General features: G+C 33.2%; 29 protein-coding genes. 20 read left to right on the top strand and 9 right to left on the bottom strand.

Annotated elements, in window-relative coordinates; translation table 11 throughout:
- Window positions 1–108 precede the first annotated feature (108 nt).
- Window positions 109–1,050, top strand: a complete 942-nt coding sequence (locus tag LAU42_RS05490; RefSeq protein ID WP_224184671.1) for an LCP family protein — start codon at window positions 109–111, stop codon at window positions 1,048–1,050.
- A gap of 28 nt (window positions 1,051–1,078) precedes the next feature.
- Here LAU42_RS05490 and LAU42_RS05495 read toward each other — a convergent pair whose 3' ends face one another.
- Both LAU42_RS05495 and LAU42_RS05500 read right to left on the bottom strand, forming a co-directional pair.
- Window positions 1,079–1,264 (bottom strand): 2-hydroxymuconate tautomerase, encoded by a 186-nt coding sequence (locus tag LAU42_RS05495; RefSeq protein WP_224184672.1) that lies wholly within the window; start codon window positions 1,262–1,264, stop codon window positions 1,079–1,081.
- Window positions 1,265–1,288: 24 nt separating this feature from the next.
- Entirely contained in the window at window positions 1,289–2,293 is a 1,005-nt protein-coding gene (locus LAU42_RS05500) for a cation diffusion facilitator family transporter (RefSeq protein ID WP_224184673.1), read from the bottom strand.
- Window positions 2,294–2,428: 135 nt separating this feature from the next.
- Here LAU42_RS05500 and LAU42_RS05505 point away from each other — a divergent pair, with 135 nt between their 5' ends.
- The 5 genes from LAU42_RS05505 to LAU42_RS05525 all read left to right on the top strand — a co-directional run bounded on the left by LAU42_RS05505 (window position 2,429) and on the right by LAU42_RS05525 (window position 4,636).
- Complete coding sequence (locus tag LAU42_RS05505) at window positions 2,429–2,899, top strand: GNAT family N-acetyltransferase (RefSeq protein WP_224184674.1); 471 nt, start codon at window positions 2,429–2,431, stop codon at window positions 2,897–2,899.
- Window positions 2,900–2,987: 88 nt separating this feature from the next.
- On the top strand, window positions 2,988–3,374 hold the full coding sequence (locus LAU42_RS05510; RefSeq protein WP_224184675.1) for a sporulation protein: 387 nt from the start codon (window positions 2,988–2,990) through the stop codon (window positions 3,372–3,374).
- 200 nt (window positions 3,375–3,574) lie between these two features.
- The gene (locus LAU42_RS05515) at window positions 3,575–4,033 is read left to right on the top strand and encodes an NUDIX hydrolase (protein WP_224184676.1); all 459 of its coding nucleotides are present in this window, start codon (window positions 3,575–3,577) and stop codon (window positions 4,031–4,033) included.
- A 91-nt stretch (window positions 4,034–4,124) separates the two neighbouring features.
- Window positions 4,125–4,376 (top strand): type II toxin-antitoxin system Phd/YefM family antitoxin, encoded by a 252-nt coding sequence (locus LAU42_RS05520; RefSeq protein WP_086042489.1) that lies wholly within the window; start codon window positions 4,125–4,127, stop codon window positions 4,374–4,376.
- Window positions 4,376–4,636, top strand: a complete 261-nt coding sequence (locus LAU42_RS05525) for a Txe/YoeB family addiction module toxin (RefSeq protein WP_133418826.1) — start codon at window positions 4,376–4,378, stop codon at window positions 4,634–4,636. Before LAU42_RS05520 ends, LAU42_RS05525 begins: the two co-directional genes overlap by 1 nt.
- Here the strand turns inward: LAU42_RS05525 and LAU42_RS05530 are convergent, their stop codons facing one another.
- Window positions 4,637–5,125 (bottom strand): GNAT family N-acetyltransferase, encoded by a 489-nt coding sequence (locus LAU42_RS05530; RefSeq protein WP_224184677.1) that lies wholly within the window; start codon window positions 5,123–5,125, stop codon window positions 4,637–4,639.
- Between the two features lie 43 nt (window positions 5,126–5,168).
- Here LAU42_RS05530 and LAU42_RS05535 point away from each other — a divergent pair, with 43 nt between their 5' ends.
- From LAU42_RS05535 to LAU42_RS05550, 4 genes are all read left to right on the top strand, one after another.
- Window positions 5,169–5,909, top strand: coding sequence for a hypothetical protein (locus LAU42_RS05535; protein ID WP_224184678.1), 741 nt, complete (start codon window positions 5,169–5,171; stop codon window positions 5,907–5,909).
- Between the two features lie 9 nt (window positions 5,910–5,918).
- Window positions 5,919–6,809, top strand: a complete 891-nt coding sequence (locus LAU42_RS05540) for an aminoglycoside phosphotransferase family protein (RefSeq protein WP_224184679.1) — start codon at window positions 5,919–5,921, stop codon at window positions 6,807–6,809.
- 123 nt (window positions 6,810–6,932) lie between these two features.
- Window positions 6,933–7,418, top strand: coding sequence for an NUDIX hydrolase (locus LAU42_RS05545; protein WP_224184680.1), 486 nt, complete (start codon window positions 6,933–6,935; stop codon window positions 7,416–7,418).
- A 5-nt stretch (window positions 7,419–7,423) separates the two neighbouring features.
- Window positions 7,424–8,185 carry a hypothetical protein gene (locus tag LAU42_RS05550; RefSeq protein WP_224184681.1) on the top strand — a complete coding sequence of 254 codons (762 nt, stop codon included), beginning with the start codon at window positions 7,424–7,426 and terminating at the stop codon, window positions 8,183–8,185.
- A gap of 22 nt (window positions 8,186–8,207) precedes the next feature.
- On the opposite strand, the gene LAU42_RS05555 is transcribed toward LAU42_RS05550, so the two are convergent.
- Entirely contained in the window at window positions 8,208–8,480 is a 273-nt protein-coding gene (locus LAU42_RS05555) for a Txe/YoeB family addiction module toxin (protein WP_224184682.1), read from the bottom strand.
- On the bottom strand, window positions 8,473–8,730 hold the full coding sequence (locus LAU42_RS05560; RefSeq protein ID WP_224184683.1) for a type II toxin-antitoxin system Phd/YefM family antitoxin: 258 nt from the start codon (window positions 8,728–8,730) through the stop codon (window positions 8,473–8,475). Before LAU42_RS05560 ends, LAU42_RS05555 begins: the two co-directional genes overlap by 8 nt.
- A gap of 271 nt (window positions 8,731–9,001) precedes the next feature.
- On the opposite strand from LAU42_RS05560, the gene LAU42_RS05565 reads away from it, so the two are divergent.
- The 6 genes from LAU42_RS05565 (at window position 9,002) to LAU42_RS05590 (ending at window position 15,089) form a co-directional block, all read left to right on the top strand.
- Entirely contained in the window at window positions 9,002–9,532 is a 531-nt protein-coding gene (locus LAU42_RS05565) for a GrpB family protein (RefSeq protein WP_224184684.1), read from the top strand.
- A gap of 496 nt (window positions 9,533–10,028) precedes the next feature.
- A complete protein-coding gene (locus tag LAU42_RS05570) occupies window positions 10,029–11,291 on the top strand; it encodes a Y-family DNA polymerase (protein ID WP_224184685.1) in 1,263 nt (420 codons plus the stop codon).
- A 33-nt stretch (window positions 11,292–11,324) separates the two neighbouring features.
- Complete coding sequence (locus LAU42_RS05575) at window positions 11,325–11,429, top strand: DUF4298 domain-containing protein (protein ID WP_224184686.1); 105 nt, start codon at window positions 11,325–11,327, stop codon at window positions 11,427–11,429.
- A gap of 206 nt (window positions 11,430–11,635) precedes the next feature.
- Complete coding sequence (abc-f, locus tag LAU42_RS05580) at window positions 11,636–13,156, top strand: ribosomal protection-like ABC-F family protein (RefSeq protein WP_224184687.1); 1,521 nt, start codon at window positions 11,636–11,638, stop codon at window positions 13,154–13,156.
- Between the two features lie 166 nt (window positions 13,157–13,322).
- Window positions 13,323–14,363, top strand: coding sequence for a M42 family metallopeptidase (locus LAU42_RS05585; RefSeq protein WP_224184688.1), 1,041 nt, complete (start codon window positions 13,323–13,325; stop codon window positions 14,361–14,363).
- 69 nt (window positions 14,364–14,432) lie between these two features.
- The gene (locus tag LAU42_RS05590; RefSeq protein WP_224184689.1) at window positions 14,433–15,089 is read left to right on the top strand and encodes a type 1 glutamine amidotransferase domain-containing protein; all 657 of its coding nucleotides are present in this window, start codon (window positions 14,433–14,435) and stop codon (window positions 15,087–15,089) included.
- Window positions 15,090–15,477: 388 nt separating this feature from the next.
- Here the strand turns inward: LAU42_RS05590 and LAU42_RS05595 are convergent, their stop codons facing one another.
- Window positions 15,478–16,149 carry a hypothetical protein gene (locus tag LAU42_RS05595; protein WP_224184690.1) on the bottom strand — a complete coding sequence of 224 codons (672 nt, stop codon included), beginning with the start codon at window positions 16,147–16,149 and terminating at the stop codon, window positions 15,478–15,480.
- Between the two features lie 203 nt (window positions 16,150–16,352).
- Between LAU42_RS05595 and LAU42_RS05600 the strand changes: the two genes are divergently transcribed.
- Window positions 16,353–17,594 carry an aminoacyltransferase gene (locus LAU42_RS05600; RefSeq protein ID WP_224184691.1) on the top strand — a complete coding sequence of 414 codons (1,242 nt, stop codon included), beginning with the start codon at window positions 16,353–16,355 and terminating at the stop codon, window positions 17,592–17,594.
- 24 nt (window positions 17,595–17,618) lie between these two features.
- Window positions 17,619–18,893: an aminoacyltransferase gene (locus tag LAU42_RS05605; protein ID WP_224184692.1), complete on the top strand. Its 1,275-nt coding sequence runs from the start codon at window positions 17,619–17,621 to the stop codon at window positions 18,891–18,893.
- Window positions 18,894–19,004: 111 nt separating this feature from the next.
- Here LAU42_RS05605 and LAU42_RS05610 read toward each other — a convergent pair whose 3' ends face one another.
- Together LAU42_RS05610 and LAU42_RS05615 are read right to left on the bottom strand one after the other, a co-directional pair.
- On the bottom strand, window positions 19,005–20,603 hold the full coding sequence (locus LAU42_RS05610) for a choice-of-anchor I family protein (RefSeq protein WP_224184693.1): 1,599 nt from the start codon (window positions 20,601–20,603) through the stop codon (window positions 19,005–19,007).
- A gap of 116 nt (window positions 20,604–20,719) precedes the next feature.
- Window positions 20,720–21,097, bottom strand: coding sequence for a hypothetical protein (locus LAU42_RS05615; protein ID WP_224184694.1), 378 nt, complete (start codon window positions 21,095–21,097; stop codon window positions 20,720–20,722).
- 152 nt (window positions 21,098–21,249) lie between these two features.
- Between LAU42_RS05615 and pepF the strand changes: the two genes are divergently transcribed.
- On the top strand, window positions 21,250–23,052 hold the full coding sequence (pepF, locus tag LAU42_RS05620) for an oligoendopeptidase F (protein WP_224184695.1): 1,803 nt from the start codon (window positions 21,250–21,252) through the stop codon (window positions 23,050–23,052).
- Window positions 23,053–23,065: 13 nt separating this feature from the next.
- Window positions 23,066–23,767, top strand: coding sequence for an SDR family oxidoreductase (locus tag LAU42_RS05625; protein WP_224184696.1), 702 nt, complete (start codon window positions 23,066–23,068; stop codon window positions 23,765–23,767).
- A gap of 25 nt (window positions 23,768–23,792) precedes the next feature.
- Here LAU42_RS05625 and LAU42_RS05630 read toward each other — a convergent pair whose 3' ends face one another.
- Window positions 23,793–24,659, bottom strand: a complete 867-nt coding sequence (locus tag LAU42_RS05630; protein ID WP_224184697.1) for a CvfB family protein — start codon at window positions 24,657–24,659, stop codon at window positions 23,793–23,795.
- Window positions 24,660–24,722: the final 63 nt, after the last annotated feature.

Raw genomic sequence — 24,722 nt, forward strand, 5'->3', positions numbered from 1 at the left:
TTTTAGCTATTTTACATAAATTTCTACAAAAATAAACAGATATCTACTTGCAATTCCGATAAATTTTTTATAAGTTTATTATATTGTAATATAGAAAGCAGGGTATGTATGAGCGAAAATACGGCGCCAATTCGGAAAAAGAAAAAACTTAAGTTGAAAAAATTACCATTCGTTATTTTAGGATTTATATTATTGATTTTTTTAGCAGTCATCTATATTAAATCCAGTTACTCAAGTGGTATTGAACTCGCTAAAAAACATGGTCAAAAACATGTTAACTATGAATTTAATGGCGTTTCAAACAAAGATGGTAAATCTAATATATTAATATTAGGTCAGGACCGTATGATAGATGGATCTGCACGTACTGATTCAATCATGGTAGCACAATATGATTTTCTGAATAAAAAGGTTAAAATCATTTCTGTTATGCGTGACATATATGCTGAAATACCAGGTTACAGAAATTATAAAATTAATACAGCATACACGTTAGGCGGACCGGAATTACTGAGAAAAACACTTGAGAAAAATTTAGGCATACCGATTGAACATTATGCTATTATTGATTTTAAAGGCTTTGAAGCGATGGTTGATGAAATTGCTCCGTCTGGTGTTCCGATTAATGTTGAAAAGGATATGTCAGAAAGAATTGGCGTGTCACTCAAAAAAGGTCAGCATAATTTAAACGGTAAAGAGTTACTAGGATATGCGAGATTCAGACATGATGAAGAAGGGGACTTCGGTCGAGTAAGACGTCAGCAGCAAGTTATTACTGCATTGAAAGAGGAAATGGTGAGCTTACCTGTACTTTTTAAGACACCTAAACTTGCAGGTATTGCAAGGGGTTATGTTAATACTGATTTAAAAGATAGTGAAATATTCAGAATGGGGACAAGTTTTGTAATTCGTGGTGATAAGAAACAAAACACATTAACGGTACCTATTGAGGGAAGTTATCAGCAGGCGAGCTATCCAGAAGCTGGTGCAGTATTAGATATCGATAAAGAAAAGAATAAAAAAGCAATACAGAAGTTCTTAAATGAATAAAAAAAGATGGGGATTAATCCCCATCTTTTTATTGTTCTGAAATAAGTTTTCCTGCTACTGCGTATCGATCCTTTTTTAACTCTTCAATAAATACATGTACTTTCTCTTTAGGCGCACCTGAGTTACGGCTTACAACTTCAGTTACTTCCTCGATAATTTTCTTTAATTGTTCTTCTGAACGTCCTTCAACTAATTTAACTGTTACGAATGGCATTGTCATTCTCCTTTTTATTTAATTTTATTCGTATATATTACGGTTAATCGATGATCCGTTACCACTTTTCCAGTCATCTAGACCATCGTCTTCCATAATTTCAATATTAACATCAGTCACATGAGGTTGCTGTAATAAATTATTAGTGATTTCCTTTTTGATTTCTGTTAACTGACGTAAATTGAATTCATGGTTTCGAACTTCAATTAACGCTTCTACGTGCTTATCTTCGCCTTCTTTCATTACGACAAGACGTTTAATGTCTGAAACTTCTGGATGCTCTAAAATGACTTTAGAAGCATGTACTTCCATTTCTTCATCCGCACGGCCGATTGCACCTGCTGCATTTTCCATAAATACTTTAAATACAACATAGAACATAGCCAAACCGATAATAATTGAAACGATACCTTCAATCTGGGTCCAGCCAGTAAAGCGCGCAATTACAATTGCAATCAATGCGATGACGCCACCACCAGTTGCAACTGTATCTTCCATAAACACAAGTTTTGTAGCAGGTTTCGCACGACCAATGTTTGCATAACTTGTTGTAAATGGGTGTATACCATTTGTCGGTTTATGAACTTCTTCTAGTACTTCCTGTCCTGCTTTATATAAAACAGTCCCTTCAAGTACCACACCTATTAATAATACACCAACTGCAATTAAAAACTGTTGCATCGTTTGTTCCTGATGTGTCGGATGCATTACGTGATGGAAACCTTCAAGTACTGTTTCGTATGCTAAAATTGCAACAATAATAACGGCAAATAAGCAGACGATATTTACAAGACGGCCATAACCGAACGGGAATTTCTCATTTGGTGCTTTCTTTGAAACCGCAGATCCAACCCATACAAAAAGCTGGTTTGCAGCATCACCGTAAGAGTGCATCATCTCTGCGAACATTGCAACGTTACCCGTAAAAATATAAGCAACGAGCTTTAATGTTCCGAGAACAAAGTTTACGATGGCAGCCATAAGAGAGGATTTGCTTCCTTTTTTAAGCAATGTAAATAATCCTGTCATAGAATTCTCCTAACATATTAAATTTTCTATTTACTTTACCTATTATATGTGAAAATAAACATAATAAAAAGGAAGATATTTTTTATGTTAAAATTTTATTTAATATTATCCACTAATTAACAATGAGGAGATAACATGAAAATTAGATTACGTGAAATTGATTTATGTAATGATTTAGAAAAATGTGCAGAGTGGTATCGTAGTGAACGAGTCCTTTTAGGATCAGAAGGAAAGCATATTACTGTATATGATGAGCAAACGGTTTTCCGTATGTATTCACATTTAAATCGTATCGGTAATGTTTATATAATAGAATGTTTCTTTGAAAACAAATGGCTTTCAATAGGGGATATTACATTATCACCTGTTATGATACCGATAGTTATTGGTGACGATAGGTTTATTGGTCAAGGTTTTGGTAAGAGAGCATTAAAATTGTTAATAGAAATCGCTCAATTTTATCAATATTCTTGTCTTACAGTTTCAAAAGTATTTTCTTATAACAAGGCTTCTCAAAGATTGTTTGAGTCATTAGGTTTTTTTATAAAAACGGAATATATCGATGAGCATGATGAATTATGTTATTCTTATGAATTAATTTTATAAGCACTATGTTCTAATATTAATATTCAATGATTTTTAATTTTATTTGAACTATGCGACAATAGTACTAACTAATTTCAGGAGGGTCATTATGTTTAAAGAACTATTAACATCTATTGGCATTGGAGATTCTAAAATTGATACGAAGCTGGAGAAAACGTCTTTTAGATTAGATGAAGATATTAAAGGTGTAGTTGATGTGCATGAACTGGATGGTCTGGAAATCGATCACATTGAATTGTCTTTAATTGAGCGTAAGAAAAATAATGATGAAATGAGTCAGTTTGAGTACTTAGACGAGAAGTTAGCAACTTTTACAATCGAAAACAGAGGGTCAGAAACAATTCCATTCACATTTCCTGCAATTCATAACGTAGAAGATATGGGTCATACATTCGTGATAATTACACATGTATTTGTCAGCAGCTCTGTTGATTATTATGATGAAGATGAAGTTTATTTTGAAAGTGTTCGTTAAATTTAGTAAATAAAAATTAATTCATATTATATCAAAAAATGAAAAACTTCGGTTAAAGAACCGGAGTTTTATTTTATATGATTTCTTGAATTTTCAATATTTCTTTCATTTATACCTTTGTTGTAAATATATTGAATTAATTATATGATATATTAATCAAAGATTCTTTAAATAAAATTATATTATTATAGGAGTAATTTATGGACATCACATTTACACACGATAATATACGTTTCAAATATAGAGCTTCAGCGCTAATTATAGAAAATGATCATATATTATTACAGAACTTCAATGATTACTGGACACCGCCAGGCGGCAAAGTTCAAATGCTGGAAGACTCTAAAACAGCCTTAAAAAGAGAGGTATTAGAAGAATTATGTACTGACATCGATGTAGTACAATGTGCTATTTTCATTGAACAAACATATCATTTACAAGAAACATCATTCCATGAACTTGGTGTTTATTATTTTTGTCATTCTAAATCATTATGGGATAGAGGGATGTCTATAGTCGGAAATGAAAATGGAGAGGATCTGGAGTATAGATGGTTCCCAATAAATGAAATCGATAAGATTAATATTCAACCGGCAATATTAAAAGAAAAACTGTTAGATGAGAATAAAGGTTTTGAACATATTATTAATCATGAATAAGAATAAGGAGGAATTTAGATATATTTATTTGGACAATCCCAACTCTAATGTTATAATGTACACGATAATGTACGTTATGGGAGGGTCATTTATGAATACTTATACACCAACAAGTGCTAGAAAAGATTTTTTCAACATCATCAAATCTGTTAATGAAGATAGTAAAGAAATATATATCGCACCAACTAAAATTGGAGAAAAAGGTGCTGTTTTAGTCGGTGAAGATGATTGGAATGCTATTCAGGAAACTTTATTCTTATTAGAAAAAGGTATTGCTTATCAAATTGAACAACGTAAAGACGAAGAAGAAATTGATTTTGACAGTACTTGGGATAATATATAATGTACAAAATTGTAATGAAATCTAGTGTTAAGAAAGATTTAAAGAAGATAAAAAACACGCACTTAGAAACGAATTTTCTAAAAATCATTAATCAGCTTAAAGAAAATCCATACAATAATAACCATTCTTTCGAAAAATTAATTCCCCCAATAAAGGGATTTTATTCGAGAAGGATAAATGTACAACATCGTGTTGTTTATACAGTAAATGACGAAGATAAAATTGTAACAATCTATTCAGCATATGGACATTATGAGTGATTAGCACACCAATTTACTAAGTATTATCTTATCCATCGCTCTTATACCATTTTCAATTATGACTTCTTTATATGCATTGATAAAGAAGTCTTTTTCTATTTCATGAAGTCTAAATCCACACTTTTGATATAATGCGAGTTGGTTTAGACTTGAATTGGCTGTTGCAATGATTAAATTGTTATATCCCGAATACTTCGCTATTTTTTCTGCTTCTTTTAGCATCAACTTTCCATAACCTTTTCCTTGATAAGCTTCACTAACTGCAATATTCATTATTTCAATGGTTGATTCACTAACTTCTTTTAATACGACAACACCAATAGGTTTACTTTGTTCTAATATATAGATTGAACTTTCACTAATATATTGATTAATCATTTCAATCGAAGGGTCTGCTAATAACAATAACGCTAAAATTTCATCGTTAATTTCATAAACTTGTTTTAACATCGAATCACCTTTTTGTAAGAATTTTCTGTATAATGACATTATATATTTTTTTCTTATGATAAATACAGAAAGGTGCATATTAATGAAACCAATCTATACTTTTGAACAAGCAGCTGATCTAAATAAGTATCATGATGATATTACATATTTCCATACGCAAATAAATGATTTCCAACAATATCTTGAAGATTATTTTCAGTTAAAGGATATACCACATGGTATATTCTGGACATCACGTTTTGTGATGGAGGAGGTACTTGAAAAACCAGTACCTGCTTTTACGAGAGATGAAGCGATTTATATGTGTGCTGATCGTGATTATTGGGCACGATATTTAACAGCGTTGCTACCAGAAGCTTTAAAAGATAAATATATGTCATTTTATGCCGCACACACTAAAGATGAGATGCTTGCAATATTAGGACATGAACTCGCACATCATATTGATCTATTTCTTGCTGAATTTGATGAAGAGCATCCAACGTGTGAAGATATGTGGTTTGAAGAAGGAATGGCGACGTATCTTCCAAGAAAGTTCTTTTTTGATGAACAGTTATTCGAAGACATCTATCATCTTGAAAAGTCACTTTACGAATATTATTTAAATGAATTCGGTGACTTACCTTTAGAACACTTTACATATGATATTTACTCGCACCCAAAGGAATATATTATGTTTCATTACAGGATGAGTTTTGTTAAAATCACTCAGTTTGTAAGGCATGTAGATGGAGATGTATCACGTTTATTTAAACTTTATCATGATTGGGATACGGAAGGAAGAAAGGTATCTTTATCACATTTTTTTGAAACACATATTTAGGAGGGTGCCATGCATATTGATGATTTAAATGATCATTTGCCAGGCTTTCATTTTGTGAAGTTAGAAAGCTTTAATAAAGGCTGGTCGGATGATCAAAAATATATTGTTACAAGTCAGTATGATAAGTACTTATTACGTCTTTCTTCTATGGATAGAATAGAGGATATTAAATTGCAAATTTATTTAGTTGAGCAGTGTATGGACTTAGGACTTCCTGTGCAACAATTAGTATCACACGGCGAGTATCATAATCATTATTATTTATTATACCAATGGATTGAAGGTCATGAAGCTAAAGAAATATTGCCGACATTAACTTTAGAAGAACAATATGAACTTGGTCTTGAAGCCGGGAGAATATTGAAAGCCATTCATGCTATACCTGGAGCAAATCAGTTTGAATGGCGTGACTTTTTCCTAAAGAAAATCGAACGTAAGAAATCGATGTATCTAAACTGTGAATATAAATACGATAACGATCAGTGTTTATTTAATGTAATAGATAAGTATGAAAATTGTATCATCGATAAACCTGTTGTCTTCCACCACGGCGATTATCATGTTGGGAATATGGTCATTGACGAAAAAGGTAAATTATGGATTATTGATTTTGATAGATGTAGTATCGGTGAATCATTTGAAGAATTCAATCGTATCAGCTGGTGTGTAAATACGAGTGAGGCATTTAGTAGAGGGCGCGTCGATGGATATTTTTATGGTAAAGTACCGATTGATTTTTGGGAAGTATTATCTGTTTATATCGCGACGAATATCTTATCTTCATTACCATGGGCAGTCCCATTTGGTGACAAAGAAATAGAAGTCATGAAACAAGAATTTGAAGTACAACGTAAGTATTATGAAGATTTTAATATTGTAATTCCTAAATGGTATAAATAATCTTTATTATTTCGATTATTATCGTTTTGAGTGGGCGAATTGTAGATTATTTCGACCACTTATTTCTCAATTTAAAATAATAAATATAATAAAATTGCGAATTAAAATATTGGAGGGATACACTTGGGTGAAATATGGGAACTTCTAGATATGAATAGACAAAATACGGGTATCCTCCATGAAAGAGGCGTTACAGTACCTGATGGATTGTACCATTTAGTAGTAGAAATCTGGGTACAAAAACCAAATGGTGATTTGCTACTTACACAACGTCATCCTGATAAACCACTTGGTTTGAAATGGGAGTGTAGTCGAGGATCTGCTGTTGCAGGAGAAGATGGTGTACTTGCTGCACATCGTGAGTTACTTGAAGAAGCAGGTATTTATGCATCTTTAGAAGACATTCAATTTAAAGGCTACACGATGCATTCGCATTATATTACTGAAACTTATCTTTACGAAGCACCAATGAATAACATCACAGTCACCCTTCAAGATGAAGAAGTCGTTGATGCTAAGTGGGTAGCACCGAATGAAATTGAACAAAATTTAGATGAATTAATACCAGAATTATGGGATAAATATTGCAAGTTTATTAAAGTGGGGTAGTTAACATGCGGAATTTGAAGTTCGAGTTTGATCTTTTCTTTATATCAGAAGCTTTCTTAAATGAACATCAGCATTATTTATTAAACACTTTAGTTGTTCCGAAAGAAGAGTTTAAGAAAAACAGTAGCTTATCGAATGTTGTTAATAATTCAACGTATCAAACATGGCATCTGACATATGAATTTGTTATTGTAGCTGAACCAGTGTGGTATGAAAGCATAGAAAATACATTTAAAGATGCATTGAAACAAGAAATGATTGATAATGGCATTCAGCTGATCCATGTTGATAGATTAATCACTTCAGCATATTGGGATACGCTTTCTCAAAAAGAACAAATAAGGTTTATCCAACAGTTCGATGATGAACCTAGCAAAACAGATATTACGCAGTTCAGTTCAATATCTCATCTTACTGCATTGCATAATAAATTCCCGGAAAACCATGGCGCAAATTGTTTGTCGGCAACACTGTATGCATTAACTAAAAATCCATTTATATTAGAACAGTGGGTGCATCAGGAAACCTTTATGCTCTTCCTTAATCGTCTTGGATACAAAGAAGTGGCATCTTCATTTAATAGTGGAGATGTTATCTGTTTCTATTATAACGATTTACTTACACATGCATGTTATGCGATTGATGACAAATATGTCTTTAACAAGCAAGGACAGACATTTTGGGAACCGTGGACGATAGAACGATTTGAGACGATTCAAAGTAAAAGAGATGAAGTTAATTATAAAATTTATAAAAAATTAAGGTAGAATAGTCTAATGAATAGCTATTCTACCTTTTATAATGAAAACGACATTGTAAAATACAAATTAAATCATCTTCTATCTTATATACGAGCCTATGTTCATGAGTGATCCTTCTGCTATAGCAACCTGTATAGTTTCCTAATAATTTTTCTGGCTTACCTATACCTTCATTTGCACCATCAATCATAATACTCTTTATTAGTTTATTTATTTTCTTTAATACAGTTTTATCGTTAGTTTGCCAGTACGTATAATCTTCAAAACCACTTGAATAAAATAGTATCTTTTTCTTAGGCATCTAAATCAATCTCAACTTGAAGTAAGTTATTTTTATTAATTGATTCATCAATCGCTTTTTGTAATCTTTCGGCATTCGCTGGTGTACTCTGTAAATAAAGTGTTTCAATCATACTATTATAGTCTTGTTCAGATAATATCACGGCATTATGCGTATTTGTTGTGATTGTGTAAGGTTCACAGTCTTCATTAACAATATCTATTATTTTTCTAAAATTTGATCTTGCATTAGAATAAGTTGTGACTTTCATTTTATCGCCTCCTTGTACAATATTATTGTACCACTTACGAGTTATTATGTATATAATTATTACATTTTACTCCTGGATATACTGATTTTAAAAACCCATCACTCAAATATTTGAGCGATGGGTTTGTGCTTTAAAATATATGTTTTTTATGAGGTTATACAAATATATTTGCAGATTCAAAATCCTTTCCTTTATTCATACGTATTATTATTCTCTATTTTCCGAAAATTCTATATAATAAATATATTACAATTGATAGGGGTTGGACGCAATGTCATTAGGGGTTAATCGTGGTCAGGTTGTATTAAGTGAATACCAAGAAACTTGGGTAGATGAATATAATCATGTTAAAAATGAAATTCTTAAAGTTGTGAAGTTAGACAAAAACGCCATTCATCACATTGGAAGTACTTCTATACCTGGTTTATCAGCTAAGCCTATTATTGATATATTAATAGGCGTTGAAGATTATATGTCACTTCCTGAATCTTTTTTTGAAGCATTAAAGACAATAGGTATTTATAGATTGCGTATTGAAAAAGATGATGAAATTGTGTTGGCGAAATTTGAGGATGATTCTTTTCAAAAACATACCCATTTTATTCATTTAGTAAATAAAGGACAGCAGAAATATATCGAATTATTAAAGTTTCGAGATTATTTACGTTCACATTCAGATGCTAGAATGGAATATCAACGTTTAAAAGAGAAACTATCTACACAATACGCAGATGACAGACCTAAATATACACAAGAAAAAGAAGCATTTATTAATTTAATTATTAATAAAGATAATGTATAAAGTTATAACTTTGAAATAGAACTAGCATATTATCGCTGTTTCGCATGATAGATATTTTCTTGATAAGTTTTTTGATGTTACTTATTGGATTGAAGATAAAAATGTAAACATGTATTTAGGAAATTATAGCTATGCGAAGCAGAAAAAAACTGAATAAACATAAACCTTTATTATTTTATTCTATGTTTGGCTTTACTTACTTTCATATTAATAGAGATACGTTATGATCAATATGTAGATTTTAATCAAGAAAGATGGAACAATGTATCAAAGAAAAAAGGAAATGCTTATTCAACTCCGTTAAGTCATGAATAATTTATATATTAAAAATAATCCTATCGATGTTAGTTTGACAATTGGTAATTCTGTTCAAAGTAGTCTATAAAGGCTACTTTTTTATTATTTTTAAACAGAACATACGTTCTATTTTTATTGAAAACGAACGTATGTTCTGTTATGATTAATTTAACATAAGATTATAAAGAGGGTGCTTAATATGTATGATTACAGTTTATGCGAGAGAAGAGATGTTCTCTGTATTGACCAGAAGAGTTTCTTTGCCAGTGTTTCCTGCATCATGAAAGGGCTTGATCCTATGACGACAAAGCTCGCTGTTGTAGCAGATACAAAGCGCCAGGGATCTGTTGTCCTTGCTGCGACGCCACCACTTAAAGACATCGGTATTAAGACCGGATCACGTCTATTCGAAATTCCGCATCATTCGGATATTTATATTATCAATCCCTCAATGAAGGAATATTTAAAGGTCGCAAGTCAAATCTCTGAAATCGCTCTGAAATACGTTGCACCAGAAGATTATCATCAATATAGCATTGATGAATTTTTTATGGATGTGACAAACAGTTATAAGTTGTTCGCCGATTCAAGCTATGACTTAGCGTTAAAGATAAAGAATGAGATTTATGATAAAACTCAAGTACGTTGTGCTGTAGGTATCGGTCCAAATGTGTTATTAAGCAAGATTGCACTTGATATGGAAGCTAAAAAGGCGCCTGACGGTGTGGCACAATGGCATTATGAAGATGTACCGGAGAAGATGTGGTCGATTGAGCCGTTAAGCAAGTTCTGGGGGATTAATCGTCGCACCGAGAAGAAGCTTAACCAGAAAGGTATATTCACCATTGGTCAGCTTGCCAATTATCCTCACCATTATTTAAAACGGGATTTCGGTGTCATTGGTGTGGATCTGCATCTACATGCGAATGGTATTGATTCCAGTATTATACGTGAGAAACATCGCATTTATAAACCTTCTGTCAATAAGAGTCAGATTTTAATGCGTGATTATCACTTCCATGAACTCCGTGCAGTTGTAATTGAGCATATAGAGGAGATTACATTTCGACTCCGTGCTGATAATCGTATCGCGAGAACAATTAGTTTTACGGTAGGGTATAGTGACGAGGGGAGTGTAAGCAAGAGTTATACGTTAGCTGAAGGTACAAATTTAACTTCAGACGTATTTAGAGTCGTCTGGGGATTTATGCAGCAGAAGTGTGATCAGAGAAGGATGTACCGTACTGTCAACATTGCACTTACAAACCTTATGAAAGAGGAAGATCGCCAGTTGTCATTATTTGTCGATGAGTTTGAACGCGCGAAGGAAGAGCGTCTAGAAAGAACGATTGATGAACTACGCACTCGCTTCGGGAAAAATAGCGTACTCCGTGCAATCTCCTACACAGAACAAGGAACAGCGCGTAAACGTAATGGATTGATTGCGGGCCATAAGGCATAATTGTAATTACACCTATCTAAAATAACGAGATAAATGGGTGTATTATCAGAAGACGGCGTATATAACTTGATTGCTGAACAGTATGCTTTAAACATTAGAATGTTAGAAGTTGCGACACGGCAGTTGAAACAGCATTAAGCAATTTATATTGAGCGTGTTAAAATTGAATATGTGTGGTATAATTACACTAATCTAAAAGGACGAGGTAAAAGGTCATGGTAATTCTATAAATCCAAATGATGATATTGAATACAATATAATAATTTGTGATGATAGGATTACTATGTCCTTTTTTATATCATCATTTGGACTTTCATATATTAAAAGATGAAAGGAAGAATGACATGATGCTACAATTTCATAATATTAATAAACAAGTTAAAGATACTACTTTATTCAAAATAGACCAATTAAAGATTAACCAAGGAGATAAGATTGGCTTAATCGGTAAAAATGGTTGTGGAAAATCAACTTTACTTAAAATGATTGCCCAAAAAGATACTTCATATTCAGGTGTAATAACTAATCCGTTTCAAACAAAATATGTTCCACAATTGAAAGAAATAACGAGCCAGTCAGGCGGGGAACAGACGAAAAGTTACTTACTTGATGCTTTTAACAGCAATAATGCTTTATTGTTACTTGATGAGCCATCCACTAATTTAGATATGAACAATATCAAGTGGCTCATCAATCAAATCAATCAATTTCAAGGAACAATGATAATCGTGAGTCATGACAGATCATTACTCAATCAAACAGTACAAAAAATATTAGAAATAGAAGAGAAAAAACTTAATATATATACCGGTAACTATGATGATTACGATGAACAAAAAAAGAAACAGTATGAGCAACAATTAAAAGAATATGAACAGTATCAAAAGAAAATTAATCAACTCCAGCAAGAATCAATTGAAAGAAATAAACATGCCTCAAACTTTAAAAAAAGAAAGAAGAATATTAGTATTTCCGACTATAAAGTCAACTCAAGAATGGGTGCTTATGACAGTCAGGAAAAAGCAATCGCTAAATCAAGTAAAGTTCTGCAAAAACGAATGGAACAAATAGAAAAAGTAGAAAAGCCTCTGAGTGACAAACAATTTAAGATTAAAGCAATAGGTAAATTAAAACATACAGGTGCTACGTTAATTCATTTAGATAATTTTTCCGTTAGCATTGAAAATCATCTATTATTTCAATCGGGCATCTTCAAGCTAGTTCAAGGGGATAAAATTGCAATAACAGGACCTAATGGGAGTGGTAAGACAACTTTTATTAGACGATTAATTGAAAAGAAAATTAATGGCTACTATAAACCAAATATAAAAATAGGTTATTTTGCACAAAATTTAACGACGTTAGACGAACAAAAAAGTATATTTGAGAATGTGCAAAGTACATCGATACAGGACGATATACTTATTAGAAACGTACTTGGTGCATTGGGATTTGATTATTCGAGATTGAATCAAACAGTTAAGTTTCTATCCGGTGGAGAACGTGTCAGACTACAAATCATAAAACTACTACTCGGTGATTATGATTTGTTAATCCTAGATGAACCGACAAATTTCCTTGATATAGCTACAATGCAGGCATTAGAGCAATTCTTAAAAGATTATCCTGGAAGTTTTCTGATTATATCTCATGATGCGCAATTTATAAATAATACGACAAAGTATAAATATGTCATAAAACAACAACAATTATTAGATGACACAAAACAAAAAGAATATCAAACGACTGATAGTAGTCACTTACAGCTATTAGAATATAAATTAGAACAAATGATACTTGATCCTGACATAAATATACAGGATGTTATCAAACTTAAAAAGAAAATAGAAAATCTTAAAAAGTAATCACAATTCATAAAACTAAAAGCTTTCAGTAGACTGATAATTCCTTAGAAAATTTAATTAACTTTCAGTTAACTGAAAGTTTTTGTATTTTTCTTATCAACCATTGTACTCCTCCTCATTATCAGATAATATTAAATTATCAGCAAATTTGAAAAGGAGAATGAAAATGTATCCAGATGTAAATAGCACGATGCAGGAGATTGAGCGTTTAGTAAGTATTCCAGGTCCGTCCGGGTTTGCTTTTAAGGCAATTGCTTATGTGACTGAAACTTTAGAGAGTGTTGGCTATAATGTAGAGCAGACGAATAAAGGCGGGGTATTAGTTACTGTTCCTGGTAAAGATGATACACGTCATAAATATTTAACGGCCCATGTTGATACGTTAGGTGCAATGGTTAAAGAAATTCTGCCGAGCGGTCGTCTTCGTCTGTCGATGGTCGGCGGTTTCAGATGGAATGCAGTAGAAGGGGAATATTGCGAGATTCATACTGCTGATAAAGTATATACAGGAACAATCTGTCTTCATGAAACAAGTGTACATGTATATCGTAACGCAGGTGATATTAAGCGTGATGATAATCATATGGAAGTACGTATTGACGAAGTTGTAAAATCTCAGGAAGACACTGAAAAATTAGGTATTAGCGTCGGTGACTTTATAACATTTAATCCACGTTGCGAAATTACAGCATCAGGCTTTATTAAATCGCGCCATCTGGACGATAAAGCAAGTGCGGCAATGTTAATACAGTTATTGCGTTATTTAAAGTCTGAAAACATTCAATTACCACATACGACGCATTTTTATTTCTCTAATAATGAGGAAATTGGTTACGGTGGCAATTCAAACATTCCGGATCAAGTTGTAGAATACATTGCTGTTGATATGGGTGCTTTAGGTGACGGTCAGTCATCAGATGAATATACCGTCTCAATTTGTGCTAAAGACAGTTCAGGTCCATACCATTATGAATTGAAGCAACATTTAGTAAAGCTTTGTAAAGACAACAACATCGACTACAAAGTGGACATTTATCCATACTACGGCAGTGATGCAAGTGCTGCAATGCATGCGGGTCATGATATTAAACATGGATTGTTCGGTGCAGGTATCGAATCAAGCCATGCAATGGAACGCACACATAAAGATTCGCTGCTGAATACAGAAAAACTGATTTATCATTATGTGATGAGCGCTGTATTATAGGTTAAATATTTTTATTCACTCCCTTTCTTCGATATAATAAGTGTATATCAAAGAAAGGGAGTGTTTATATTGACGAAAAAAGTATTAATGATTCTAACAAATCACGACACTTTAAACGACGGAACACCAACTGGTCTTTGGCTCGGTGAGGCTGCAGAGCCTTACAAAGTATTTGAACGTAACAATATCGAAGTTGACTTTGCATCTATTAAAGGTGGTGCAGTGCCGCTCGATCCAAACTCAACTCAAAATGATGAAACGAAGACGTTTCAGGATGTCGTACAGAAGCTGGGTGAGACATTGAAACTGAAAGACGTTGTATTCGAGAATTATGATGGTGTATTTATTCCGGGTGGACATGGCACGATGTATGATTTACCTGGAGATGCGGATGTACAAAATATATTAGCATTCTTTAAAGATGATAATCGCGTAATCGGCGCAGTATGCCATGGTCCAAGTGCCTTTGTAGGTGCGAAACTGAAAAGTGGTAGCTATTTAATTGACGGTGTTAAACTTACTGGATTTACGAATGAAGAAGAAACTCAGATGAAGCTTGATCAAAATGTACCCTTTGCGCTTCAAACAGAACTTGAACAAAATGGTGCGCGTTTCGTTAAAGGAAAAGCATTCGAATCAAACGTTGTATCAGACGGTAAATTTGTAACAGGACAAAATCCGCAATCAAGTACGGATGTCGCAGAAGCATTTGTGAAAGTATTATAAAATAAAGCCGTAGCAAACGCTACGGCTTTATTAAATGATGAATATAAGCTTAAATAAAATACCGTTTATCATGCCGATAAGTAAGCTCAGCATCGTCCCGAGCAATATATATTCACTCTTTTTATCGATTTTATCAGGATTATGATTGTGCTGATCATCTTTTAAGTCATTGAATCGTAAAATAGACTTACTCGCAATAACAAGTCCGATAGCAGTATATTCTCCGAGTATAAAAAATAATATAACAGCATTCTTTCAATATATCCGATGAGTAAACCGATATGATCAGACGTTTTCATAACATTCGTACTCATAATTGCCAGCACATATTTGATGAAAGGCCCTGAGAGGAGATAAAAAAGTATTCCGATAAGCATGATGATACTTTTTAATACCATGGTAGTCCTCCTTTAAGTGAAGCTTTAATATTCTTTTCTATACGAATATCGGTATCGAATGTCAGCAAATGTTTCTTTATAAGAGATAACTGTTTATACTGCGCTTTATTAAGATGTGATGAGATTGTAGATTCACTTTTATGATTGATTTGAGCTATTTCCTTTTGCGTTTCAGTATATAGCGATTGAACGAGTATTGACTGCTGCAACTTTGAATGTGCTTTAACAATTGAAGTAAAATAGGGAAATAGTACATCGTTATAAATATCGGTATTCATGTCGTAAATCGATAATTGAAAATCTGTTATATCTGAACGTTTAATCTGTTCTAAATTTGTACGTGCAAGTTTTGTTAACTTACTGTTCCAATGCTCGATATTCATATCAGGTAACGGCTCATCACCTGCTGCAATCCCAAACTTTACAGGCTGTGCTTTAAATGGCCATATTAATTTTATATAATAAGAGATAAGTAGCGTCGATGCAAGGTTATCACATACAAAGAATAATTCGTCGCCCATCCTGAAGTTCGTATATTTAAATTGTAGTGGCTCAGACCATCTTTCAACTTGTGCAGTGATATTTTCCATAGCATTTCGAATATTAGACTGATTATTCATTTGCGTACTGCTTGACACATCCATTATAAATAATGATAACATCTTAACCCTCCAATTCGATTATTTAGACGAATTTACAGAAATTCGATTATATAATCGAATTTTATCATGTATCATTTAAAAATACAAATCATGATAAGGGATGAAATACATATAAATAAGCGAAGAATAATATGTATTATATGATATTTATAGCTTGAATATGTTAATATGATGCATGAGATAATAATTGGAGGCAGTAAATAATGAAATTTGTAAATTTAACACGAGAAGCATTCGGAACTTTTACCGATAAGCATAAAAGTCATTTCACACAGATGGCTGTTAACTATGATTTAAAAGTATCTGAAGGAGTAGATACACATATAGTTGGAGTTGTAGATGACAATGATGAAGTAATCGCTGCTGGCTTGTTTACGGCGGTACCTGTGATGAAAGTATTTAAATATTTCTATTCGAATCGTGGTCCCGTGATGGACTTTCACAATAAGGAACTTGTAACTTTCTTCTTTAAAGAAATGATGCAGTACATGAAAAAACATAATGCGCTACATTTACGAATCGATCCTTATGTTCCGTATCAAAAACGTAATCATGATGGTGAAATACTGGAAACATATAAAACGGATGATATATTCGATACATTACAGGCGTTAGGATTTGTTCACGAAGGATTCACGACCGGATTTCATCCAATTAACCAGATACGCTGGCATTCAATTTTGGATTTACGTAGTAAAACTGCAGATCAGTTGATCAAAGATATGGATAGCTTACGTAAAAGAAATACAAAGAAAGTCATTAAAAACGGTATAAAGGTTCGTGACTTAACAGTAGATGAACTCCACATCTTCCGCTCATTTATGCAGGATACAAGCGATAAAAAAGATTTCGAAGATCGTGGGGATGATTATTATATTTCTCGATTAAATCAATACGGCGACCGTGTTAAAATGCCGGTAGCATATATTGACTTTACGACGTATATACCGGAACTAGAAGCTGAAGTTAAAACTTTAGAGCAAGCAATCGAAAAGTCGAAAGCTGAAATAGAAAAAAAACCGGATAACAAAAAAGCTGCAAATAAAGTCGCAGATAATGAACGACAAAAAGATGCCGCGCTCGAAAAATTAAATGAAGCGCAGTCATTACAATCAGAACATGGCGATACACTACCAGTTGCAGCTGCATTTTACTTTATTAATCCACATGAAGTTGTATATTATGCCGGTGGATCTTCTAATGAATTCAGACATTTCTCGGGAAGCTATGCAATACAGTGGCATATGATTAATTATGCCCTTGAACACGGCATTGATTACTATAACTTCTACGGCATTAGTGGCGACTTTAGTGAAAATGCACCAGATGCCGGCGTTATTAAATTTAAAAAAGGTTATAACGCAGATGTGATTGAATATATCGGCGACTTTACATTACCAGTTAACAAATTAGCATATAAGGCATACTCAATGCTTAAAGGATAAGCGAACGAAGTTGGAGGCAATCAAATGAAGTTTACAGAATTAACGGTTCAGGAATATGATGATTTCGTATGGCAAACTACACAGATGAGCCATTACTTTCAGATGAAAGAAAATATAAAAAATAGAGAACGTGACGGTTATCATGTCGTATTACTAGGCGTTAAAGAAGGGGACCGTGTAATCGCAGCAAGTTTGTTCTCAAAAATTCCTATGATTGGAGGATATCAGTACTATTCTAACCGAGGGCCAGTAATGGATTATAAAGACTCGAAATTAGTTGACTTCTATTTCAGAGAATTAGATCGTTATTTAAAGCGAAATCAAACTGTATTTGTCAAGGTTGACCCATACTGGATATACAAACTATACGACAAAGATGTGAACCCGAAAGATGGAACACAAAATGATGCAATCATCGACCAGCTTATCTCGCTTGGATACAAACATAAAGGTTTTACGAGAGGTTATACAGCAGATCAGCAAGTACGATGGATGAGCGTTATGTATCTAAATGGTGAAACACCACAATCTTTAATGAAACAATTCGATTCACAAAGAAAACGAAATGTTAAAAAAGCACAGAAATACGGTGTAAAAATAAGATTGTTACAAAAAGATGAACTGAACATCTTTTTAGATTTATATCGTGAAACTGAAGAACGTGCAGGTTTTATATCAAGACCTGATGCTTATATGGAAGGTTTTAATGAATGCTATGGAGATAAAGTATTATTACCACTAGCATATATCGATTTAGACGAATATATCGATAAATTAACAGAAGATTTAACATCTGCAGAAGCATCAAGAGATAAACTGATGGCAAATGATAATAAATCCGATAAACAATTAAAGAAAATTGAACAGTTTGATCGTGAAATTGAACACATGCAAAAAGAGTTGCTGGAAATAAGCGAATTGAGACAAACAGATGGAAAAATTCTCAATTTAGCATCAGGAATGTTTTTTGAAAATCATTTCGAAGTGAATTATTACTCAGGTGGTTCAAGTACGAAATATAATAAGTTTATGGGTCCATATGCAATGCATTGGTATATGATTAATTATTGTTTAGAACATGGATATGATCGTTATAATTTCTATGGTGTATCTGGAGATTTCACTGAAGATGGCGAAGATTATGGCGTATATCGTTTTAAACGAGGATTTAACGCACAAATTGAAGAACTTGTTGGAGACTTTACGAAACCAATTAATAAACCGAAATATTATATGTTTGAATTATTAACAAATGCACGAATTAAAGCATCACAAATAAAACATAAGCTTAAAAAATAATCGCTAAATAAAGCGATTATTTTTTAATAACTTAGTTTACATAATATATATTATCGGAAGTTGTATAGAGAACAAGAAGAAGCGTAATATACGCCTCTTCTTGTTTTTTTATTACTTTGCTGATAATTCATATACTGCAATTGTCCCAGACATTTCATGACTCGCAAGCAATAATGGTTTTTGTGTTGGTGACATTTCAGCTGGAATAAAAGTTAACCCTTCAGGAGAAATATCGCCATTATCGATTGAATTGAAATACGTTTCAAATACTGGATGATATGGATCTGTAACGTTGTAAACCATAATACCGCCTGTTCGTTCCAAACCGATAAAAGCATACGTTGATTTACCGATATCTCCAGTTACAACTGATTCGGGCTCAGGACCTTTGTCGTCGCTGCGGGAATCAAATTTCACATCTCCCATATTTTCCTGTTCTGAATTAAATGCGTCTTTATTTGCTGCAGCAGTAATTGTCTCAAAGTCTGCTTTAGAATCATAAATCATTGATAAATCGCTATTTAATATAGAGAATGAACGCCCTCCAAATGTCACTGGAACATCATATTTCCCGTTCTTATTAACAAAAGGATTTGAAGTCGAAGTTTTTAAACGACCTAAAGCCTTCTTATCATTAAATAGCGCCTGATCAGTACCATTTAAGTAAGAGCTATTATAATTAAATTGATCACTAATGTCGGCGATTCGCGCTTCTTCACTATAACCATCATAATCCTGAGTATCACCTTCATTTGCAGTAAGAATATAAGTTTTGCCCTTAATTTTCATTTGTGCAATACCGTCAGGCTGATACATACCAAATAATGGATAGTTTTTCATATTAACTGTATTATCTTTATCAGATACATCAATTGGAACTTTGCGGTAATCCTTAAGCCCCATACTCTGTACTTTAACAAATTTGTTACGTTTTAAGTCGAATTTAGCGATAGCATTACGTTCCTGAATGGATACATATGCAAATTTATTCTGATCATCAATCGTAATATATTCAGGTTCGAGATTTAAGAAACTTTCATCTTCATTTCTACCTAAAGATCGGATATCATGGCTAATTTGTTCACGATTAAACGGTATTGTTTTAACATTGTGCTGCTTAATAATACCATTACGCGAAACATTAATAGAAGAAACTGAACCTTCTGGATTCACAGTTAAATCATCGTTCGGCTCACCTTCATTCGCAACTAACAACTTCTTGCTATCATGTGAAAATGTTAACATATCAGGTAGACTACCGACTTTTACATAACTTAGTAATTTTCCTTCATGATTTAAAAACGCAACGGTTCCAGCATCTGTTTTGTCAGATGCTGGAATGCTGACAGCAATATAATGATATTTTTTATTTACAGCGACACTAGTAATATCAGAACCTTCAATACCAATATCTTTTAAGAAAATACGTTTCTTTAATGGAAATTCACCACGCGTTACATGCGTCATATCTAAAATATCAACGGCATTTAAAGCACCATTAATCGAATATGCCTGGTTATATTTAGAATCAAAACTTACAATTTCTGTTCCGCTTTCACCATATTCTGTATTAGAATGGTATCTCGCAAGTTGTTCGACTTTAATATTTGATTGATTTCCATAATGATTTACGCTCTGTGCCTGCGCATATGTTGTTGTAATAATCGCTGAAGCTGCAAATGCTGTAATAACTTTATGTAACTTATTCATAATATCCTCCGTTTAAACAATAGTCTTATATATTTTATCGGAGAAATGTAAAGTGAATATAAAATTTATGTAAAAAATAAAATTAAAAAAGCCGGAACACAGTTCCGGCGCCGTTACTATTTTTCATGACGTTTTACAGATTCCATCTCTGATTGATTCTGCATATTATCATATCGTTTTTGTTCATCTAATGCTTTTTGCTTCATGCGTTTTGCTTTTCTGCGATCACGTGTCATATACCAGAAAATGATACTTAAAATTAAAGCAATTACTGACAAAAATCCGGCATATCCTAATAACGGCTGATATTTAATATCATAAAAATTAGGCAGTATAAATGCTGATATTGCTAATAGTAAAAAGGTTACTACTGGCGCAAAAATAAATCGACCCATTAATAATCCGAATAAAATTGAAATAACAAGCATTCCGACAATCGTAATTAATAAAAAGTTTGGAATTTCATAAAAACTAATATCTCCTAATGTAAACATCCAATCACTCACTTATCTTTTATTTAATACTTTTAGTATTATACCCGATTTACTGCTGTATATACATAAAAATATTAATTAAACGAACTTTCTAAATTGTTAGAATAGTAGTACAATGAAAGTGTTGATTAAAAATGAAAGGAAGATGAATTATGGGACTACCATTAAGAAGTGAAGTTAACGTTTCAGAAACGTGGGATTTATCTCCCCTGTTTAAAGATAATACAGCATTTTATCAAGCGCTGGATAAAGCAGTAGAAGATGCACGTCAATTCAACAAGAAATTTAAAGGCCATTTAAATGACGTGAATGTGATTCACGAAGCGTTAAATAAATATGCCGATATTAACATCGCTTTAGATACTTTAGGAAATTATGCAAACTTACAGTTCAGCACAGATCAGACGAATGCAGATGCAGCAAAATTATACAGCAAGTTTTCATCTAGCTACGGTAAGATTGCAAGCGAGCTTACATTTTTAAATTCGGAACTTATAGCAAAAGAAGCATCAGAGCTTAAAAACTTGAAAGATATACTTCCATATAAACGATTCTTTGATAAATTAATTAAAGCAAAGCCATATGAATTACATCCAGAAGTTGAAAAAGCTTTAGCATCGTTTTCACCGGTGTTTAATGCGCCTTATAATTTATATGATACGACGAAAATGCAGGACATTGACTTTGGTACATTTGAGGCACACGGTAAAACAATACCGATGAGTTATGTTTCATTTGAAGGTGAACTAGAAGTTGATGGTGATACTGAAGTAAGACGTAATGCGTTTAAAGCATTCTCGGATACTTTAAGAAAGTATGCGCATACTACAGCTAAAACGTATGACACACAAGTTCAACAGGAAAAAATCGAATCTGAATTAAGGGGATATGAATCAGTCATTGATTTCTTACTGCATGATCAGGAAGTAACTCGTGAACTTTATAATCGTCAAATCGATTTAATTACTAAAGAACTTGCACCACATATGCGACGTTATGCGAAGTTACTACAAAAAACAAATAAATTAGAAAAAATGAAATTTGAAGATCTGAAAATTTCATTGGATGAATCATATGAGCCGGATATTACAGTTGAAGAATCACGCGATTATATTAACAAAGCGCTATCTGTTATGGGCGAAGAATATATGCAGTTAGTAAATGATTCTTATGATAAGCGTTATATTGACTTTGTTCAGAATAAAGGGAAATCAACAGGAGCATTTTGTGCAAGTCCGTATGAGACGAATCCATTTATTCTCATTTCCTGGACTTCTAAAATGACAGAAGTATTTGTGTTAGCACATGAATTAGGACATGCCGGTCACTTTAATTATGCGAATAAGCATCAAAATATATTTGATGCGAACTGTTCATTATATTTTGTAGAAGCACCAAGTACTATGAACGAAATGTTAATGGCTAACTACTTACTTAAAGTATCAGATGATCCAGAATTTAAACGTTGGGTAATTGCGTCAATCATTTCAAGAACTTATTACCATAACTTCGTAACGCATTTACTTGAAGCGGCGTATCAACGTGAAGTATACCTTCTTGTGGATAAAGGTGAATCACTAACTGCCCCACTCTTAAATGACATTAAACATAAAGTTATCTCGGATTTCTGGGGAGATGCTGTTGAAATAACAGATGGTGCTGAACTAACATGGATGCGTCAGCCACATTATTATATGGGATTATATCCATACACTTATTCAGCTGGATTAACGATTGCGACACTTATGTCTAAACGCATATTAGAAGAAGGACAACCTGCTGTAGATGCGTGGACTAAAGTATTAAAAGCGGGTGGCTCTAAAACTCCGGTTGAACTTGCACAAATGGTGGATATAGATTTAACGACAGATGCCCCACTTAAAGAAACAATCGCTTATATCGGAAGTCTTGTCGATGAACTTGAAAAACTAACAGAAGAAATTGAAAATCAGTAAAGGACCGACATTTATGTTCAATCAAAAAGTAGTTGTCATTACAGGTGATCAAAGCGGCATCGGTAAATGTATTAAAGAAAGTTTTGAAAATGATGGAGCAATTGTATGCGGCATCGATATACAGGAAGGAAGTTATTATCACGGTGACATCGCTGATGAAAAAGTACTGAAAGCATTTGTGTCTAAAGTCATTACACAATATAAAAAAGTAGATATTATCGTTAATAATGCATTACCAATTATGAAAGGGATTGATGATTGCACATATGAAGAATTTCAATATGCGCTTTCCGTCGGTATAACTGCACCATTCTATCTTGTAAAGTTACTCAAACCGCATTTAAATAAAGATGCGTCAATAGTAAATATTTGTTCGACTCGTGCAGCGATGAGCCAGGCTCAGACCGAAAGTTATAGTGCTGCTAAAGGAGGCGTTCACGCGCTTACACATGCTATGGCTGTGAGTTTAAGCGGCATAGCTCGTGTTAATGCTATTAGTCCTGGATGGATTGACACTACAAATACAAACTTTGAAGGTGCAAATGCATACCAACATCCTGCAGGACGTGTTGGTAAACCTGAAGATATCGCACAAATGGTCAAGTTTTTATGTTCAGATGATGCAGCATTTATAACTGGTGAAAACATTACAATTGACGGTGGTATGAGTAAATTAATGATTTATCATAATGACCAGGGATGGTCATTACAATAAAAAAACGGCTGAATCAGCCGTTTTTTTATTGGTTTAATTTAATTTTATCAGGTTCAATGATAATACGTTTATTCTTGTATAGTCTTCCAATAGCACGTTTAAAACTACCTTTACTCATATTAAACACTTCTTTAATCGCTTCAGGATCTGATTTATCAGAAAATGGAAGTTCTCCGCCATACTCACTCAGCATCGTTAAAATCATTTCAGAATCATCATCCATTCGTTCATGTGCAAGCGGTAAAAATGAGCCATTTAATGTCCCGTCTTCTTTATGACCGATGATACGAACTTCTACAGCTTCACCAAGACGTGGTTCACTGCGTCGCTCTGATTCATGAACGAAGATTTTATATCCTTCTTTTGATAATAAAAATGTCCCGACGCGTAAAAGTCGGTAAGGATGTGCAGTAATTGTTGTGTGAAGGAGTGTTTCAGGCGCTGCCGTATACATCGTATCTACAATCGTTTCACTAGCAAGACGCCCATATAACTGATCGTTTCTATCAACTCTAAGACATGCAAAAACTTCATCACCTGTTTCAGGCCAAACTTCTTTAAGTTTAGGTAAATCTTCCCACGGAATAATAATTTCACGCGGTATGCCGATATCTACAGTTACACCATCACGGTCTTTTTTTATAACTTTTACCCAATCATAACGATCTGTTGAGATATCCGGTATATTTTGAGTTGCAAATAAATCGCCGGTACGACCTGGATAAACGAAAAAGGAATAATCTTCACCGATTTCCAGTTCATCATCATCTAATACTTCTGATGCATTGAGCTTTACTTCTTCACTGTTTGGTCCTAATAAGTAATACGTAGAACCTTCCAGACGGTCTACACGAAGGAAGTCTATACTTCCTGATAATTGTTTTTGTTCCATATGTCTCTCCTTTAAGGCTTTGCCTTTATCAATTACTTATTATAACATACATTTAAATAATCG

It is taken from the genome of Macrococcus armenti, from assembly GCF_020097135.1.
Taxonomy (GTDB): Bacteria; Bacillota; Bacilli; order Staphylococcales; family Staphylococcaceae; genus Macrococcoides; species Macrococcoides armenti.

Bases quoted from the DNA above. Each gene is read 5' to 3' on its own strand.
- LAU42_RS05490 (WP_224184671.1), top strand. From the start codon at position 109: ATGAGCGAAAATACGGCGCCAATTCGGAAAAAGAAAAAACTTAAGTTG.
- LAU42_RS05495 (WP_224184672.1), bottom strand. From the start codon at position 1,264: ATGCCATTCGTAACAGTTAAATTAGTTGAAGGACGTTCAGAAGAACAA.
- LAU42_RS05500 (WP_224184673.1), bottom strand. From the start codon at position 2,293: ATGACAGGATTATTTACATTGCTTAAAAAAGGAAGCAAATCCTCTCTT.
- LAU42_RS05505 (WP_224184674.1), top strand. From the start codon at position 2,429: ATGAAAATTAGATTACGTGAAATTGATTTATGTAATGATTTAGAAAAA.
- LAU42_RS05510 (WP_224184675.1), top strand. From the start codon at position 2,988: ATGTTTAAAGAACTATTAACATCTATTGGCATTGGAGATTCTAAAATT.
- LAU42_RS05515 (WP_224184676.1), top strand. From the start codon at position 3,575: ATGGACATCACATTTACACACGATAATATACGTTTCAAATATAGAGCT.
- LAU42_RS05520 (WP_086042489.1), top strand. From the start codon at position 4,125: ATGAATACTTATACACCAACAAGTGCTAGAAAAGATTTTTTCAACATC.
- LAU42_RS05525 (WP_133418826.1), top strand. From the start codon at position 4,376: ATGTACAAAATTGTAATGAAATCTAGTGTTAAGAAAGATTTAAAGAAG.
- LAU42_RS05530 (WP_224184677.1), bottom strand. From the start codon at position 5,125: ATGTCATTATACAGAAAATTCTTACAAAAAGGTGATTCGATGTTAAAA.
- LAU42_RS05535 (WP_224184678.1), top strand. From the start codon at position 5,169: ATGAAACCAATCTATACTTTTGAACAAGCAGCTGATCTAAATAAGTAT.
- LAU42_RS05540 (WP_224184679.1), top strand. From the start codon at position 5,919: ATGCATATTGATGATTTAAATGATCATTTGCCAGGCTTTCATTTTGTG.
- LAU42_RS05550 (WP_224184681.1), top strand. From the start codon at position 7,424: ATGCGGAATTTGAAGTTCGAGTTTGATCTTTTCTTTATATCAGAAGCT.
- LAU42_RS05555 (WP_224184682.1), bottom strand. From the start codon at position 8,480: ATGCCTAAGAAAAAGATACTATTTTATTCAAGTGGTTTTGAAGATTAT.
- LAU42_RS05560 (WP_224184683.1), bottom strand. From the start codon at position 8,730: ATGAAAGTCACAACTTATTCTAATGCAAGATCAAATTTTAGAAAAATA.
- LAU42_RS05565 (WP_224184684.1), top strand. From the start codon at position 9,002: ATGTCATTAGGGGTTAATCGTGGTCAGGTTGTATTAAGTGAATACCAA.
- LAU42_RS05570 (WP_224184685.1), top strand. From the start codon at position 10,029: ATGTATGATTACAGTTTATGCGAGAGAAGAGATGTTCTCTGTATTGAC.
- LAU42_RS05575 (WP_224184686.1), top strand. From the start codon at position 11,325: ATGGGTGTATTATCAGAAGACGGCGTATATAACTTGATTGCTGAACAG.
- abc-f (WP_224184687.1), top strand. From the start codon at position 11,636: ATGATGCTACAATTTCATAATATTAATAAACAAGTTAAAGATACTACT.
- LAU42_RS05585 (WP_224184688.1), top strand. From the start codon at position 13,323: ATGTATCCAGATGTAAATAGCACGATGCAGGAGATTGAGCGTTTAGTA.
- LAU42_RS05595 (WP_224184690.1), bottom strand. From the start codon at position 16,149: ATGTTATCATTATTTATAATGGATGTGTCAAGCAGTACGCAAATGAAT.
- LAU42_RS05600 (WP_224184691.1), top strand. From the start codon at position 16,353: ATGAAATTTGTAAATTTAACACGAGAAGCATTCGGAACTTTTACCGAT.
- LAU42_RS05605 (WP_224184692.1), top strand. From the start codon at position 17,619: ATGAAGTTTACAGAATTAACGGTTCAGGAATATGATGATTTCGTATGG.
- LAU42_RS05610 (WP_224184693.1), bottom strand. From the start codon at position 20,603: ATGAATAAGTTACATAAAGTTATTACAGCATTTGCAGCTTCAGCGATT.
- LAU42_RS05615 (WP_224184694.1), bottom strand. From the start codon at position 21,097: ATGTTTACATTAGGAGATATTAGTTTTTATGAAATTCCAAACTTTTTA.
- pepF (WP_224184695.1), top strand. From the start codon at position 21,250: ATGGGACTACCATTAAGAAGTGAAGTTAACGTTTCAGAAACGTGGGAT.
- LAU42_RS05625 (WP_224184696.1), top strand. From the start codon at position 23,066: ATGTTCAATCAAAAAGTAGTTGTCATTACAGGTGATCAAAGCGGCATC.
- LAU42_RS05630 (WP_224184697.1), bottom strand. From the start codon at position 24,659: ATGGAACAAAAACAATTATCAGGAAGTATAGACTTCCTTCGTGTAGAC.